Origin of the sequence: Peribacillus simplex (assembly GCF_030123325.1) — a bacterium.
Taxonomy (GTDB): domain Bacteria; phylum Bacillota; class Bacilli; order Bacillales; family DSM-1321; genus Peribacillus; species Peribacillus simplex_D.
Genome location: NZ_CP126106.1, coordinates 1,332,609 through 1,347,204, shown reverse-complemented (window position 1 = coordinate 1,347,204; position 14,596 = coordinate 1,332,609). Strand labels below are relative to the sequence as shown.

At 41.0% G+C, this 14,596-nt stretch carries 13 protein-coding genes; 3 read left to right on the top strand and 10 right to left on the bottom strand.

The genetic code is table 11. From position 1 onward, the window contains the following. Positions 1-66 precede the first annotated feature (66 nt). Positions 67-1,158, bottom strand: coding sequence for a CotH kinase family protein (locus tag QNH43_RS06510; RefSeq protein WP_283917218.1), 1,092 nt, complete (start codon positions 1,156-1,158; stop codon positions 67-69). A gap of 230 nt (positions 1,159-1,388) precedes the next feature. On the opposite strand from QNH43_RS06510, the gene QNH43_RS06505 reads away from it, so the two are divergent. Then, the gene (locus tag QNH43_RS06505) at positions 1,389-1,832 is read left to right on the top strand and encodes a hypothetical protein (RefSeq protein WP_283917217.1); all 444 of its coding nucleotides are present in this window, start codon (positions 1,389-1,391) and stop codon (positions 1,830-1,832) included. 455 nt (positions 1,833-2,287) lie between these two features. Here the strand turns inward: QNH43_RS06505 and QNH43_RS06500 are convergent, their stop codons facing one another. Genes QNH43_RS06500 through QNH43_RS06490 form a run of 3 tightly spaced genes read right to left on the bottom strand, consistent with a single transcriptional unit; the run spans position 2,288 to position 5,030 of the window. Then, a complete protein-coding gene (locus QNH43_RS06500; RefSeq protein ID WP_048682993.1) occupies positions 2,288-2,599 on the bottom strand; it encodes a DUF3870 domain-containing protein in 312 nt (103 codons plus the stop codon). Between the two features lie 23 nt (positions 2,600-2,622). After that, a complete protein-coding gene (locus QNH43_RS06495; RefSeq protein ID WP_054400504.1) occupies positions 2,623-3,828 on the bottom strand; it encodes an acyl-CoA dehydrogenase family protein in 1,206 nt (401 codons plus the stop codon). A gap of 14 nt (positions 3,829-3,842) precedes the next feature. Next, the gene (locus QNH43_RS06490; protein WP_283917216.1) at positions 3,843-5,030 is read right to left on the bottom strand and encodes a CaiB/BaiF CoA transferase family protein; all 1,188 of its coding nucleotides are present in this window, start codon (positions 5,028-5,030) and stop codon (positions 3,843-3,845) included. Between the two features lie 455 nt (positions 5,031-5,485). Between QNH43_RS06490 and QNH43_RS06485 the strand changes: the two genes are divergently transcribed. Continuing rightward, positions 5,486-6,424: a DHH family phosphoesterase gene (locus QNH43_RS06485; RefSeq protein WP_283917215.1), complete on the top strand. Its 939-nt coding sequence runs from the start codon at positions 5,486-5,488 to the stop codon at positions 6,422-6,424. Positions 6,425-6,558: 134 nt separating this feature from the next. Here QNH43_RS06485 and QNH43_RS06480 read toward each other — a convergent pair whose 3' ends face one another. From QNH43_RS06480 to QNH43_RS06465, 4 genes are all read right to left on the bottom strand, one after another. Next, complete coding sequence (locus QNH43_RS06480; protein WP_076367031.1) at positions 6,559-7,575, bottom strand: aliphatic sulfonate ABC transporter substrate-binding protein; 1,017 nt, start codon at positions 7,573-7,575, stop codon at positions 6,559-6,561. Between the two features lie 41 nt (positions 7,576-7,616). Further along, entirely contained in the window at positions 7,617-8,369 is a 753-nt protein-coding gene (locus QNH43_RS06475; protein ID WP_076367033.1) for an ABC transporter permease, read from the bottom strand. Then, complete coding sequence (locus QNH43_RS06470; RefSeq protein WP_283917214.1) at positions 8,302-9,144, bottom strand: ABC transporter ATP-binding protein; 843 nt, start codon at positions 9,142-9,144, stop codon at positions 8,302-8,304. The genes QNH43_RS06475 and QNH43_RS06470 overlap by 68 nt, the downstream gene beginning before the upstream one ends. 251 nt (positions 9,145-9,395) lie before the next feature. Continuing rightward, positions 9,396-11,498 carry a YhgE/Pip domain-containing protein gene (locus QNH43_RS06465; RefSeq protein WP_283917213.1) on the bottom strand — a complete coding sequence of 701 codons (2,103 nt, stop codon included), beginning with the start codon at positions 11,496-11,498 and terminating at the stop codon, positions 9,396-9,398. Positions 11,499-11,750: 252 nt separating this feature from the next. On the opposite strand from QNH43_RS06465, the gene QNH43_RS06460 reads away from it, so the two are divergent. Further along, on the top strand, positions 11,751-12,443 hold the full coding sequence (locus QNH43_RS06460) for a DUF421 domain-containing protein (RefSeq protein WP_283917212.1): 693 nt from the start codon (positions 11,751-11,753) through the stop codon (positions 12,441-12,443). A 143-nt stretch (positions 12,444-12,586) separates the two neighbouring features. Here QNH43_RS06460 and QNH43_RS06455 read toward each other — a convergent pair whose 3' ends face one another. Together QNH43_RS06455 and truA are read right to left on the bottom strand one after the other, a co-directional pair. Next, complete coding sequence (locus QNH43_RS06455; protein WP_076367041.1) at positions 12,587-13,111, bottom strand: type 1 glutamine amidotransferase domain-containing protein; 525 nt, start codon at positions 13,109-13,111, stop codon at positions 12,587-12,589. A gap of 106 nt (positions 13,112-13,217) precedes the next feature. Then, positions 13,218-13,955, bottom strand: coding sequence for a tRNA pseudouridine(38-40) synthase TruA (truA, locus tag QNH43_RS06450; RefSeq protein WP_076367043.1), 738 nt, complete (start codon positions 13,953-13,955; stop codon positions 13,218-13,220). Between the last annotated feature and the right edge of the window lie 641 nt (positions 13,956-14,596).

Sequence of the window (14,596 nt, the reverse complement as noted above, 5' to 3'; positions counted from 1 at the left end):
ATGCTTTTCTTTCAACACTCCTGCTGTCATATTTTTCATTGTTCCATCACTAAAGGAAAGGAATTATCAATCCAATTTATGCAGACGGCTATTTATATACTTTGCACGGGCCTCAATGAATTTCAGGATGAATGCGGGCTCATTATCAAATTCCACAATATTATCCTTGATATATGGATCTTTTGAAACATAAGGTCTTATTTGATCATGCATTTCGTGAATGATAGGTTCCATATAGCCCACGGTAAAATGATTGATCAAAATCTCCTTTAGAAGTTCTTGGTACCGGACACGAAATCCCCTTACATCAAGGATTCTAGCAGTCAATGTATTGAATCCCTCGATTCCCACATAATCCTCTTCCATCACTTTCCCGTTAACATCCCTGCCCCATGTCGCATCATAATCCCATGGAATCATTTCAAAGAGTCCAGTATCTCCATTTCGATACAAGGCATAGTTATGAACGAACCCATCAAAGTTTTGCGTGAATATGACACCGGCCAGCCAGCGCAGGTACTTTTCCACATCGACATATTTTACGATTTCCTTTTCAAAATCCACTCTTGAAATTGTATTGATTTGGAGGATCAACTCTTGTAAATATAATTCATCCTTTTCTGTCCCGCATTTTTTTTGATAGCCCATCTCCAATGATTTTTTGATTCCTTTATCCAAATCGCTCATCAATGAGAAATTGGCATCACCATCCACTGCATAGAAAATGGCACCCTTGGGCAGCCCCCTTGTCTTCAAATAATATTCATCCACCGATTCCAATTCTAGGTAGATCCCTTCGTCCTTTCCGTTCAGATTCAGGAAAACGAACTGGGAGTTCGGTGATAAGGTGCCTATATCCGCAAAAAAGTCTAAAGATAATTTATTTCTTAGTAAAGATTTATCTTTATATTCGGCATTTAAATGAACTTCCTTGGCATTCCTAAAAGTATTAGGTTTATAAAAGACTACATTATAGGATTTTTTGCGAAAACCGCGGATATGTGAGCCACGGTAAACAATATCAATATCAAGTTTTTTTCTGTTAAGTGTTAACTTTGCCGGTAAAGGATCATTGCACCATATATCTCTGCGAAGTTCCATTAAATTAACTGGTGGAATAAAAAGCTGGTACACAGGCAGCTTCTTGTCAGAATTCATATAACCCTTCCCTTTCACGTTCACTTTCATATTAAATTATGTAAAGAAGCGAGGAGTGTCACCAAAAAAATTTTTTATTAAAAATTGTGCTATTATCTCTGGCATATTACGTACAAGCGCATAGTTTAACGTATAGAAAGGGGGATAAATAAATATGTCTGACATCATTCGAAATATACAAGTTGCGGTGGATAGAGCCAATTCCTTCGGGTTAGGCGATTTCATGCATAATGACCCATGTTCAAAAGGCCGTTCTTCACGTAAAAACAACAATAATAGGCGAACTTCCCGCCGCAGAAGCACTAAACGTCGCACTAGCAGGAGGAGGTCCACTCGCAACACGCAAAGACGCACTAGCAGGAGGAGGTCCACTTTCTGTACGCATAGACGCACTAGCAGGAGGAGGTCCACTTGCCGTACGCAAAGGCGTACCAGCAGGAGGAGGTCCACTTGCAGCAGACAAAGGCGCACCAGCAGGAGGAGGTCCACTTGCAGCAGACAAAGGCGCACCAGCAGGAGGAGGTCCACTTGCAGCAGACAAAGGCGCACCAGCAGGAGGAGGTCCACTTGCAGCAGACGAAGGCGCTCCAACAGAAACCACTGCAGTTGGCTTTGCGGCAATAACTTTCGCAATAGACGGAGACGGTGCTTCTAGTTTCATGGTTCCGTTTTAATGTACAACTAATATTTTTTTACTGGATAGTAAGCTTCACTTTAAAGTCCAATTTCTATAAAAAAACACAAACTCGTCGTAAATTGGGCGAGTTTTGTGTTTTTAAAAGGCTGTTTTCGCATACTTTGTTGCTATTTACCAAGTAAAGCGGTGTGGTTGATTTCCCCTCCAGATGCTCGCTTTCCGCGGGGCGGGCGGTGAGCCTCCTCGGCGTAAACGCCTGTGGGGTCTCACCTGTCCCGCTGCTCCCGCAGGAGTCTCGCACTTCCGCTCCAATCAACCTTAAATCGTTTCGTTTTAAAAACAACGATCGATATATCCATTCAAATGTCCAGTTCCTTAAACAATAAAAAACACTGCCATTTATACTGATAGTGGACTTATTTGCCATGTACCTGAACCTATAAAAAAAGGATCCTACCCTTTTTACATACGGTAGGATCCTTCCAGTTTCTCTTATTTAACGGAGACCAATTCGAACTGTGCATACACATCCTTCAGCCCTGCTTGAATGGCTTGACCAGCCTTCCCACGATAATGCATCTGCACACGATCAATCAATTCTTCGATACCATCTTTCAGACAATAACCGCGCAGCAGTTGACGAATGAATTCCCTGCCATGTTCTGTAGCAAGTGTACAGGAAGCCTCGACTATTACACCATATTTAAAGTCAAGCTCTACCGTGATCGTGATGGAATCATATATATTTCTCGCTGCCATCCCTTGTGGAAGTTTTGCATGCCCTGCAATAAAGTATGTGTTCATCATCTGATCTCCTCTATCTATAGTTAATGGACGGAAACTTGCTCGAAGGGCCATGCAGGCAATTGCTTACGAAGCTCTTTATCTTGTCTGTAGCCAAGTGCGTATTCGCCCTGCATTACAGTATGAATCTCACGGGTTCCTTCGTAAATGACCGGGGCTTTTGAATTCCGCAGAAAGCGTTCCACTGGATATTCATCCGAGTAGCCGTAGGCACCATGAATTTGAACCGCATCATTGGCCGCTTCGTTAGCAGCATTGCATGATATCCACTTTGCAAGTGATGTTTCCTTCGTATTCCTTTTACCTTGATTTTTTAAGGTACCCGCTTTAAAGACCAGCAATCTGGAAATCTCTAAATTTGCGGTCATCTTGGCAATCATCTGTTGAACGAGCTGATGCCTGCCAATCTCTTTTCCGAATGTACTTCGTTCATGGCAATACTTCAAGCTTGCTTCCAGGCTTGCTTCTATTAACCCTACAGCACCGGCGGCCACTGTAAACCGGCCGCTATCCAATGCCGACATGGAAATTTTAAAGCCCTCACCTTCTTCACCAAGCCTATTCTCCACCGGAACTTTTACATCCGTTAAAAAGATTTCGCCTGTATTCCCGGCACGAATTCCTAATTTCCCTTTAATGGCTTTCGACTCCACTCCCTCGAAAGTTCGTTCCACAATAAAAGCAGTGATTCCCCTTGAACCGGCATCATGATCCGTCTTGGCGAAAATGAGGAAATGATCTGCATAATCACAGAGCGAAATCCATGTTTTTGACCCGTTCAAGATATAATGGTCCCCAACACGTTTTGCCGTTGATTTCATTGCCGCAACATCAGACCCTGCATTCGGTTCAGTCAGCCCAAAAGCGCCAATCTTGATCCCTTTTGCCTGCGGTACTAAATATTTCTGTTTTTGTTCTTCCGTCCCCCATTGCAGCAAGGTCATGCTATTTAACCCAGTATGTACAGAAACTGCAGTTCGGTAAGCCGTATCGCCTCGCTCCAGCTCTTCACAAACGATGGCAAGGGTATTGTAATCCATTCCGACTCCACCATACTCTTCGGGTATACAAACGCCCATCAATTGCAATTCCGCTAACCTTTTTAAAATATGCGGCTGGAATTGACCTTGCCTATCCCACTCTTGAATGTATGGGATAATTTCCTTATCCACAAATTTCCTTACCACTTTCTTCACACTTTGCTGCTCTTCTGTTAATTCGAAATTCATCATTTAAATTCCTCCTAAATAATTTTATTTTCCTTGAATTCGCTTATTTGGTCTGGACTATATCCAATTTCAGCCAAAATGGAACCGGTATGCTCACCATACAGTGGCGGATGCTTTCTCATCGTAACCGGCGTTTTTGAAAGGTTCAGAGGCGATCCCGTCACTCTAAGATCTTCGATTGTGGGATGTTCCATGTTCACCAACATGCCTCTTGCGATGATTTGCGGGTCCTCGAACATCTCAGCGATATCATTAATCGGACCATTGGGTATCCCTGCATCATCAAATAGCCTTTTCCATTCTTTCTTTGTCTTTCCTTTCAACAAATCCTCTATTATCGGTATTAATCCTTCCTTGTTCAGCAAACGTTTTTCATTATGCTTAAACTGTTCCTGCTCTGCTAAATCAGGTCTGCCTATAACGGCTGAAAACCTCCTGAACTGATCATCATTTCCTACAGCCACAACAAGCTCCCCATCACTTGTCCGGAACGTTTGGTATGGTACGATATTGGGATGTTGGTTTCCCATTCGTTCAGGGGTCTGGCCACTGAATAAATAGTTGCTGGCGACATTCACCAATGAAGAAACCTGGCAATCCATTAACGAAATATCAATTTCCTGTCCTTCCCCCGCTTTATCCCTATGATGCAATGCGGATAAAATGCCAATGCATGTATACAACCCAGTCAATATGTCAGCTATGGCCACCCCGACCTTCACGGGGCTTCCATCTTTTTCCCCTGTGATGCTCATCAAACCACTCATCGCTTGAATGATATAATCATAGCCAGGCAAATCTTTATAAGGTCCGGTTAAACCAAATCCCGTAATCGAGGCCATGATCAGTTTGGGGTTGCATTCCTTTAAATCCTCAAAACCTAACCCCATTTTTTCCAACGTGCCCGTCTTGAAATTTTGAATCACTATATCCCCTGAAGACACCAACTTCCGGAAGATCTCTTTCCCTTGTTCCGACTTTAAATTCAAGGTCATGCTTTGCTTATTTCGATTTGCACATAAATAGTAAGCGCTTTCTCCTTGGGCGAATGGCGGACCCCATCCTCTCGTCTCATCCCCTGCCTCATGATGCTCGATTTTAATAACATCGGCACCCATATCACCGAGAATCATTGAACAATACGGCCCCGCCAAAACACGGGATACATCGATAATCCTGACTCCTTCCAAAGCTCCATTCATATCATCACCCCTTTCAAACTGTCGGGATACACAAAAAAGAGCCAGTAAAACCAACAATGTCATTACATTGAATGTTTCACTGACCCTTATCCACGAACTGTCTTCCTGCAAAGGAAGATCAAGTGAACCAAGTCAATTTTTATGGATTCCAGTTTTATGACAAGCCGGCCATGCAGCAAGGTAACTTGCTGTCATCGGTTTGGTAAATTAAGTATAGTATCATTTTTTGAATTTTGCAATAATTTTGTTCAGGTGTTTTCATTACTTCCATTGAAATACGCTTTAGCATACTTCCCGATAAATATAAAAATACATCCCTCAATCCAGAGTAATCGGAAATTGCCTTTATTCGTGAGTCATGGGATGATTGAATATGCATAATTGTCAATATATGAATAATTCATACTATCGATTACCTCTCGACGGACAAGGGAAGATTAAAAGGAGATGGCGATATGGACAATAAAAAAGCGGAAATAATCGAAGCGATTAAGAAATACCACACAATTATCATTCATCGCCATGTTCATCCGGACCCGGATGCATTGGGATCACAAATCGGTTTAAAGAAGCTATTGAAGCATTCCTATCCTTCTAAAGAAGTCTATGCGGTAGGCGAGGAAGTGAATAAGCTACTATTCATTGGTGATATGGATGTCATTTCCGATAAGAAATACAAAGGTGCCTTAGTGATTGTTTGTGATACTGCCAACATTTCACGGATCAGTGATACCCGATATGATCACGGGGACATGCTAATCAAAATTGACCACCATCCCGATTATGAGCAATTTGGTGATCTTTCCTGGGTCGACCCTTCTTATAGCTCTGCCAGTGAAATGCTTGTTGATTTATTCTTGGAATTTCCAGAAGGCTTTATCATGAATAAAGAAGCGGCTAAATCATTTTATGCAGGAATACTTAGTGATACAGGTAATTTCATGAATGGGAATACAACTTCCAGGACATTAAAAATGGTTTCGCACTTAAGAACTTATAATATTCATCCAGAAAGAATCCATAACAGCCTTAATATAAAGACGAAAAACGCGTCAAGACTTCAAACGGACATCCTCATGAGCTTCAATGTGACCGATAAAGGGGTAGCTTACTTCATTATTACGGAGGATCTGTTAAATATGTATGGCGTGGATCGAATTGAAGCTTCGAATTTAGTTAATACACTATCGAATGTCAGGAGCAATAAAATCTGGGCTTTCTTCATCGAATATCCTTCTGAAATCCGTGTCAGGATACGTTCACGGAATATTCCCATCGCTTCAGTCGCACGTCAATTCAATGGTGGAGGACATTCACTGGCTTCAGGCGCTACCATCCATTCCTGGGATGAGGTTGATCATGTTATCCAAGCATTGGATCAAGTCTGCCCATAGCGAGGAATTCATGACCTGCCGTGGTTATATATGTATGATTATATTCCCCGGCGCAATACGATGGATTTTCAGCCTTGACCTGATTACAAAAAAGCGCCAAAGCCAGGATGGCTGAGGCGCTTGCTTGTTTCAACTTATTTGGACACTTCTTCAAGAATTGATAAATCGATCATGCCTTTTATATCATTGCTAGGGATATAACCAGCTTCTTTGCTTATGTCTGCCATTTCCTGAATGACTTGCTCATTAACTTCAGTTGTCACTTCAAGGCGTGAAAATGCTGAAGCCACTTCTTCTTTACTTAATTCTTTTCCAGTCAGTTCCTTCAGATGCTTAATAACCAGCTCTTGGCTTTCTTCAGGGTTGTCTTGTATAAACTTCACCGCTTTTTCATGCGCCTTCAAATAAGAAGCAGCGAGCCCCTTTTTATCCAAGAACTTCTGGCTTGCAGCCACTACCGTGTTAGGTGAATCTTTCCCCCATGCAAATTGATCCCAGTCAAGCAATAACTTTCCTTTTGCCTGGTTTTCCAATACATAACCCCATGGTTCCTGGGTTGCTGCTGCATCGACAGATTTTTGGACAAAAAGTGCGGTTGTGTCAGCAGGTGCTGCCGCATACAGCTCGACTGTCCCCCCATTCGTAGTCGGTTTTAAGTCAACATCTTGAAGGGCCTTCCTAAGCATGACATCCTGTGTACTTCCAATGACGGGAATCGCTACCTTTTTACCGCCCAAATCTTTTAAATCCGTAACTTTGCTGCCCTCGCTAGCCACAAGTACGGCACCTCCATTAACAGCCCCGGAGATCAAGTGGTATTCAGGGTTTTTTACGTAAAAGTTAAGCAATGGACCAGGCCCGACCGTTCCGACATCAATGGCGTTTGTAGCCATTGCTTCCATGAATAATCCGCCATTGGCCACTGTCTTGGTTTCAATCTTAACATCTTTACCGAACTCTTCTTCGAAAAAGCCCTTTTCGAGTGCAATGATCGTTGCACTGTGGGTTAAGTTAGGAAAATATCCAATTTTCACGGATTTCCCCCCCGAACCTTCTCCTTCTTCATCATTGCTGCTGGATTGAGTGCATCCGCTTACTATTCCGATTAACAACACAGACAAAATAAGGGCAAAAAATGATTTTTTCAGCATATTTTTCTCTCCTTTTGGACTATTATTTTATTAAACTATCGTTACTTCACTCCCCATTTCAGTTGAACATTACGTTCAAGGCGGGAAAAGACGACATTATCCACGATTGTTCCGATGATGGCGATGATGATCATCACGGAGATGACCAAATCCATTTGTCCCAGTGATCTGCCCATTTCCAGCAATTGTCCAAGACCGCCTCCCCCGCCAAGTAATTCACCTGCCATCAGTGCACGCCAGGAAAAGGCCCATGCAATTCGGAGACCGGAAATTATTTGCGGGACGGATGCTGGTAAAATCACGGTGCGAAGAAAATGAAACCCGGTCGATCCATATGTCTTGGCAACCCGCTGATACAACTGGGGGACATTCCGGAAACCACTTGTTGCATTAACCGTCATCGTCCAAGTTGCGCCGATGGTGACAATAAAGAGAATCGAAAAATCATTCAATCCAAACCAAATGATCGCTAAAGGGAACCACACGATACTCGGGATGGACTGTAATGCCGTCACGACGAATCCTAAAGTGTCTTCAACCAATTTAAAGCGCCAAATGAAATATCCTAATATTAGACCTACTATAATGGCAATCGTAAAGCCGATCAGGATACGGCCAAGGCTTTTTCCGATGGCTTCAGTTATTTGTCCGCTCATCAGTCCATTAAACAGAGTTTCCAAAACCTGGGTCAGGCTTGGGAACATGAATTCCGGAAGACTGGAAAGTCTAGATGTGACTTCCCATATCCCCGCTATCATCGCGATGAATATGATTCGTCTTAAAGCTGTAATCATTCCCCATTTCCTCCTTCAGCACTTTTTCAATTTCCTCCTGTAAAATCGATAGAACCTTTTGTTCTGTATGCAAAGTTACACTATCCGGCATAACTCCATCTTTCATGGAAGGGACGGAAATCGTCTCTTTAATTTTCCCGGGACGGGTTGCAAAGACGATAATTTTTTCGGAAAGCTGAACAGCTTCACGAATGTTATGGGTAACGAAAAAGATTGTCACTTTAGTTTTTCTCCAGATTTCGAGCAGTTCTTTATGCAAGACCATCCTCGTTTGCTCATCCAGCGCAGAGAATGGCTCATCCATCAACAGGATATCCGGTTCCATCACCAACGCCCTTGCGATGGCTACCCTCTGTTTCATGCCCCCTGACAGTTGATGTGGATAGGAGTCAACATATCGGCTGAGGTGAACCATTTTTAAAATGTCCAATGCCTTGGCTTTAGCCTCTTCATTGGGAATTTTCTTTAACTTCAATCCGTATGTAACATTTTCAAGTACCGTCAACCAAGGAAATAACCCCGCCTCTTGAAATACTACGACCCGTTCCGGCCCTGGCTTCATCACTTTTTTCCCAGCTACACGTATTTCACCCGCATCTGCCTTATCAAGGCCGGCAATCAGATAAAGGAGTGTGGATTTACCACATCCAGAAGGGCCGACGATCGAAACGAAGCTTCCTTTCTCGACCTCTATGTTTATCTTATCGAGCACCTTTATGCTTTCTTTCTTTTCATTCTTAAAACTTTTTTCAATGCCATCTATTGTTAAATACATAAAGTCACCCCACTTTTATATCGCATCGATTTACTAAACATTATTTCTTAATAATGATTAATCCAATGGTTTTTGTCAACTATAAAAATGCAAAAATTCTAATTTATCGGCATCTTTCTATTCAACTGTCATTGTATTGATAAATATTCCAAACTTACACAAAAATGCATACGGGCAAATTCCGTTCAGCAAATAAAAAACCTGAGCCCTTGTAAGGGTTCAGGCTAATTTTAATATCCATTTTTATACTCTTAAAAAATCCTGCTTCCATACAATTTATCCTTCATTTTTTGTGTCCTTGCATGCAGTGGCTTTTTCAAAATGATACCTAATATGAGTGTGATTATTAAAAAGAGAATCAAGATAAAAATGTCCCTGCCAGCTACGCTCCATGTTATTCCCCCAACAGATTCACGAAGTAATCCCACAGCATAGGTGAATGGCAAGAAAGGGTTAATATGTTGAAAAAAGGGCGGTGTGACTTGAATGGGGAAAGTGCCGCCTGAACTTGATATTTGAAGGACCATCAAGACGACGCTTATCCCTTTTCCAACATTTCCAAGAACGGAAACGAAGGTGTAGACAATGAGTGTAAATACTGTACTTATCAGAACGGAAAACAGGATGTACTCAAATTTATCCGCTACATAAACACCGATAAGGATGATATTCCCAATGGAAACACTAAGAGCCTGCATTACCCCAATGATGAAAAATATAAGATACCTCCCGATATAAATTTGATACGGGCTGTAGACTTTTTGAGAAACGCCCACGCTAAGCATGGAAATCAATATTGTACCGCCGACCCAAAGGGAAAGTGCCGTAAAGAAAGGGGACATGGCGGATCCATAGTTCGGAATCGGAAAGAGACTGTGTTTATTGAGCAGCACTGGCTCTGAAAAAAATTCACTTTCTTGTTCAATATCATTCCTTAGGAAATCGATCACTTCTTCCAAATCATAAGACTTATCGATTTCCCTCATTTTAGAAGCTAGTGCCTTTATTTTCGTTTCGATTTCCGGAAACTTATTCATTAACTTATCGATATCCCCTGTACGTGTTTCCAATGTTCGATTGGTCTCATTCAACAGCATCCTCACCTCAGGAAGAACCTTGGTTCCCTCCGCCATCGTGAGCTGGACATTATTCAATATTGATTCCGTTTCGTTCCAGATTTCATTAAATTTTGGCCCTGTTTCCTTTGAATAACTTTCCTGAAAGCTTGCCAAAACTTGATCATTGTTCCCGCCAAGTTCGATAAGATTGCCGAAGGCTCGGTTATTCAGCGCTTGAAGTTGGTTCGAAGTATTATCCCTTAATTCATCAACCAGCTGTATTTCTGGCTGAAGCAAGTTTTTCTCATTAAATTGATTGACTCTCACCAATAAATTATACATACTGTCCAAAAGGTACAACTCTTTATTTAGCCTCGTTACCCCTTGTTCCACTAGCTGATTCGACTCATTGTCTGGCAAATCCTGACCCGTTAACCGGTTCGCCAGGACTAAAACGGATTCATTATCGCTCCTGATGTTCGCGATATCATTTTTCAAGAGGGAATTGATTCCTTCGAATGCCTGCCTTGTTGAATCTACATAACTAGAAACGTCCGATACCAATTTGTCCTTCTGCGACGTTATCCCTTCTATTGAATCCAATCCATCATTGACCTTCTTAATGATATCTTCAGCCTTTTTAACATGTGTTTGAACGGTTTTGATATTTTGTTCAAGCTCAGGTAGTTGACCCTCTAATAAATACACCATATTCTTCATTTTTTGAATTGTCGGCAACTCGTTTTGCAATGTGATTCCCATTTCATTAAAGATTGCAAGGATACTCCCACTGGCCGATTTGATAAAGGTTTTGCTCACATTGTCCACTATGCTGTTTGCACCCGCTGCCGTAATTTTAGGAGCAATGGAATTGATTTTTTCATTCACATAGTAATCAATCTCCGCCTTTTTAGGGTCATCGGTCATGATTGTCGCAATATGTTTAGAAAAGTTCTCCGGAATGATTATGGATGCATAATAATCCCCCTTTTCCACCTTAGCTTTTGCCTCTTTTTCCGAAGTGAATCTCCAGCCTAAATCCTTATTCTCCTTTAACCCCTCTATGACTTCCTTGCCTATGTTCACGGCTTCGCCATTTAACTCCGCACCTTTATCATTATTGGCAACACCGACAAGAATTCCTTCCGTATTTGCATACGGGTCCCAAGATGCGACAATATTAAACCACGCATAAATGGAAGGGATGAACATGAGAAAAACTACTACGATACAAACAAAGAAATTTTTATAAATGCTTTTTAAATCGTCGATGAAAATTTCCCGAATATTTCTCAAAACATACCCCCGTGCAAATGTATTTTGATACTATTATTCGAAGAAATTTCTTAATCGATACTAAGTAAACATATCCATGGATTTATTGAAACAACTATTCATGATCTATCGCACCCATTGAATCAATCTATCGATTCATGCAAGATGGGATTCAAATTCAAAGACGGATTTTTAGTTACAGAATAAACGGCAAAGTGCAAGAACATACTATCACAAACTAACTGCAGGGAGTTTTGTAAGGGAGATATAGTCATGTCAGAAGCTGTTGAAATCATCTTTCGAACCATTACCTCTTTTATTTCATTATGGATATTTGTCCATCTCCTCGGTAAACAGACGATTGCCCAGAGGACTTACCACCTTTATATCGCTTCAATTACGTTGGGGACAATTGCAGGAAATCTAGCATTCAATATTAAAATTAAATTCCTGTATTTTATCATAGCAATCATTATTATGGGTACCGTCGTTTTTATGCTGAATCTTCTAGCGGTGCGAAATCCGCGCTTCGGGAAATGGATCGCCGGAGAACCTGCTACCGTAATTCAAAAAGGGAAAATTCTCGAAGAGTCAATGGAACGAATGGGGTATTCACTGGATTCTCTTGAACAGGCTTTGCGTGGAAAAGATATCTTCAACATAGATGAAGTGGAATGTGCCATTTTAGAGATCAATGGTTCCCTTTCTGTATTAAAAAAAGAACAATACCAAAATGCCACCAAGCAGGATTTACCTTTACTGCCCTCAGCAGGAACTGTACCGATTGAACTGGTCTATGACGGGAAGATCTTATATGAAAACTTATCCAAACACACCTACGATGACGAGTGGTTAATGGCTGAACTCAAAAAAAGAAATCTTGCTGTTTTTGATATCTCGTATGCTGTCGTAGGGACAAAAGGAAATTTGTATATTGATTTGATTAAGGATCACTCAAGGGAATAATCCTTAGCATTTCAGCGAGAATCATAAACAAGATTTAAAAATATCTTATCAATTTTGTTAATATCGCATTGAATAATTGGATGGCAACAAAAAATAAAAGTGGTTTTTCCAGAAGAAAAACCACTTTTTCAGCCTATTATGAATTAACTCTTTTCAATCACGTTTATCAATTCCCTTAAATAATCCGGCAGATCAGGCGGACGCCTGCTTGATACAAGGTTACCATCAACGACGACGGGCTTATCTATCCAAGTCGCCCCTGCATTTTCCATATCATCTTTAATGCCCGGTGTACTTGTAACATTCTTCCCTTTTAAAATTTTAGCGGAGATCAACACCCAACCAGCATGACAAATTTGCCCGATGGGTTTTTTATTTTCTTCCATGCTTTGGATAAGTGATATCACTTCGGGAAACCGGCGAATTTTGTCAGGTGCCCATCCCCCCGGTACAAGAATGGCATCATATTCCTCAGCTTTAATACTGCCATACTCATAATCAGATATAGCTGGTACACCATATTTTCCAATGTATGATTCATTCGCCTTTTCTCCCGCAAGGTGAACAATCGCTCCTTCTTCTTTTAATCGTAAAATCGGATACCAGAGCTCTAAATCTTCAAAATCATGGTGCACTAGACTGATTATTTTCTTTCCTGCTAATCTCATGAAAATCTCTCCTTTTTCGTTCTATTCCCCTTTACCATTCTTCCCTATTACTTCCCTTTATCTACTGCCTGTACACTTTACATGCGTTAACCGATGCATCAATATTCTAAAAATCAACCTTCACCAAGTACAACCCAGCTGCCTCCGCCATACGGCCCGTTTGGATTCTTTCTTTTGACTCTAAAATGCTTGGTATATTTTCAGCATCTATTTCCCCCAACCCCACTTCTATCAACGTCCCGACAATCTTTCTAACCATATTATAAAGAAATCCATCGCCACGCACTGTAATTTGGATGAATCCGGCATTTTCCTCAATATCAATGGAATATATTTCACGCACCATGGATTTTTTCTTGGACTTTGCATTTGAATATGCCGTGAAATCATGTTCACCTATAAAATGTTGACATGCTTTTTTCATTCTTGTGATATCCAGCTTTTTCTCTACATGCATACTATATTTCCGCATGAAAGGATTTGTATATGGCTCGTTCCAGATCTTATACAAATAGGTTTTATCCTTAGCATTATAACGGGCATGGAAACGCTCAGGAACTAGCCTAACCTCGACAATGCTGATATCTCTTGGTAAATACCTATTCAAATAATTCATGATTTCAGCTTCAGTCAGATTTTCACCAATCTTAAAGTTGGCGATTTGAGCAAGGGCATGTACACCGGCATCCGTTCTGCTGCATCCGATGATCTCGATTTTTTCCCCCACCATTTCCGTTAATACATTTTCTATTTTTCCTTGAATCGTATCATCACTATTACCGAGTCGTTGCCAGCCTTTATAGCGCCCGCCATCATATTGAATGGTCAATTTATAATTGTTCATTGCTTCCTCCTTATTTTATTACTGTATAGTCATCTAAACAGAAAATTCTTGATAAAATACAAGCCCCCATACAACTCCTGCTGTATGAGGGAACAGATGGCCTTTTCTTAGAAACACATTTAAATTGTTAAGTCGTTAAGGTTTTGTATGATAATGTAATGAGGTTTTATCCCTTTATCCCCTTACTTCCACAAGTCTGCAGTGAATGCAGTAAAGATGCTCCCACCGCTTACAAGGACCATGATTTATGTAATAATCATGCATCTTATCTATGCCACTCGAAGTAAACCCTAGCTATCAAAGTGAAATGCACTTCTGCATAGTGTACCAAAGCGGGGATTGTCATGCAACGAACGATTCACCGTCACGCGCAGTTTCTATGCAACTTTGTGCAATGCATAAACACACAGGAACAATAAATAGAAATGAAAAATAAAAAAGACCCAAACCCTTATTATATCAAGGATTTGAGCCTTTGGCAGTGGATGACCTGTGAGGGATTCGACCCATTACCCCTTCCCTGACCATTTTGCTTCATATAATAGACTGGTAATTTGCTTTAAATAAGTGTAAATAAATTTGATTTCTCAAGGTTTTGTAAGGTCTTGATATCAACTCAGTAAAATAAATAAGGCTCAATG

Bases quoted from the DNA above. Each gene is read 5' to 3' on its own strand.
- truA (WP_076367043.1), bottom strand. From the start codon at position 13,955: ATGAACAATTATAAATTGACCATTCAATATGATGGCGGGCGCTATAAA.
- QNH43_RS06490 (WP_283917216.1), bottom strand. From the start codon at position 5,030: ATGAATGGAGCTTTGGAAGGAGTCAGGATTATCGATGTATCCCGTGTT.
- QNH43_RS06475 (WP_076367033.1), bottom strand. From the start codon at position 8,369: ATGATTACAGCTTTAAGACGAATCATATTCATCGCGATGATAGCGGGG.
- QNH43_RS06495 (WP_054400504.1), bottom strand. From the start codon at position 3,828: ATGAATTTCGAATTAACAGAAGAGCAGCAAAGTGTGAAGAAAGTGGTA.
- QNH43_RS06485 (WP_283917215.1), top strand. From the start codon at position 5,486: ATGGACAATAAAAAAGCGGAAATAATCGAAGCGATTAAGAAATACCAC.
- QNH43_RS06500 (WP_048682993.1), bottom strand. From the start codon at position 2,599: ATGAACACATACTTTATTGCAGGGCATGCAAAACTTCCACAAGGGATG.
- QNH43_RS06470 (WP_283917214.1), bottom strand. From the start codon at position 9,144: ATGTATTTAACAATAGATGGCATTGAAAAAAGTTTTAAGAATGAAAAG.
- QNH43_RS06505 (WP_283917217.1), top strand. From the start codon at position 1,389: ATGACCCATGTTCAAAAGGCCGTTCTTCACGTAAAAACAACAATAATA.
- QNH43_RS06460 (WP_283917212.1), top strand. From the start codon at position 11,751: ATGTCAGAAGCTGTTGAAATCATCTTTCGAACCATTACCTCTTTTATT.
- QNH43_RS06510 (WP_283917218.1), bottom strand. From the start codon at position 1,158: ATGAATTCTGACAAGAAGCTGCCTGTGTACCAGCTTTTTATTCCACCA.
- QNH43_RS06455 (WP_076367041.1), bottom strand. From the start codon at position 13,111: ATGAGATTAGCAGGAAAGAAAATAATCAGTCTAGTGCACCATGATTTT.
- QNH43_RS06480 (WP_076367031.1), bottom strand. From the start codon at position 7,575: ATGCTGAAAAAATCATTTTTTGCCCTTATTTTGTCTGTGTTGTTAATC.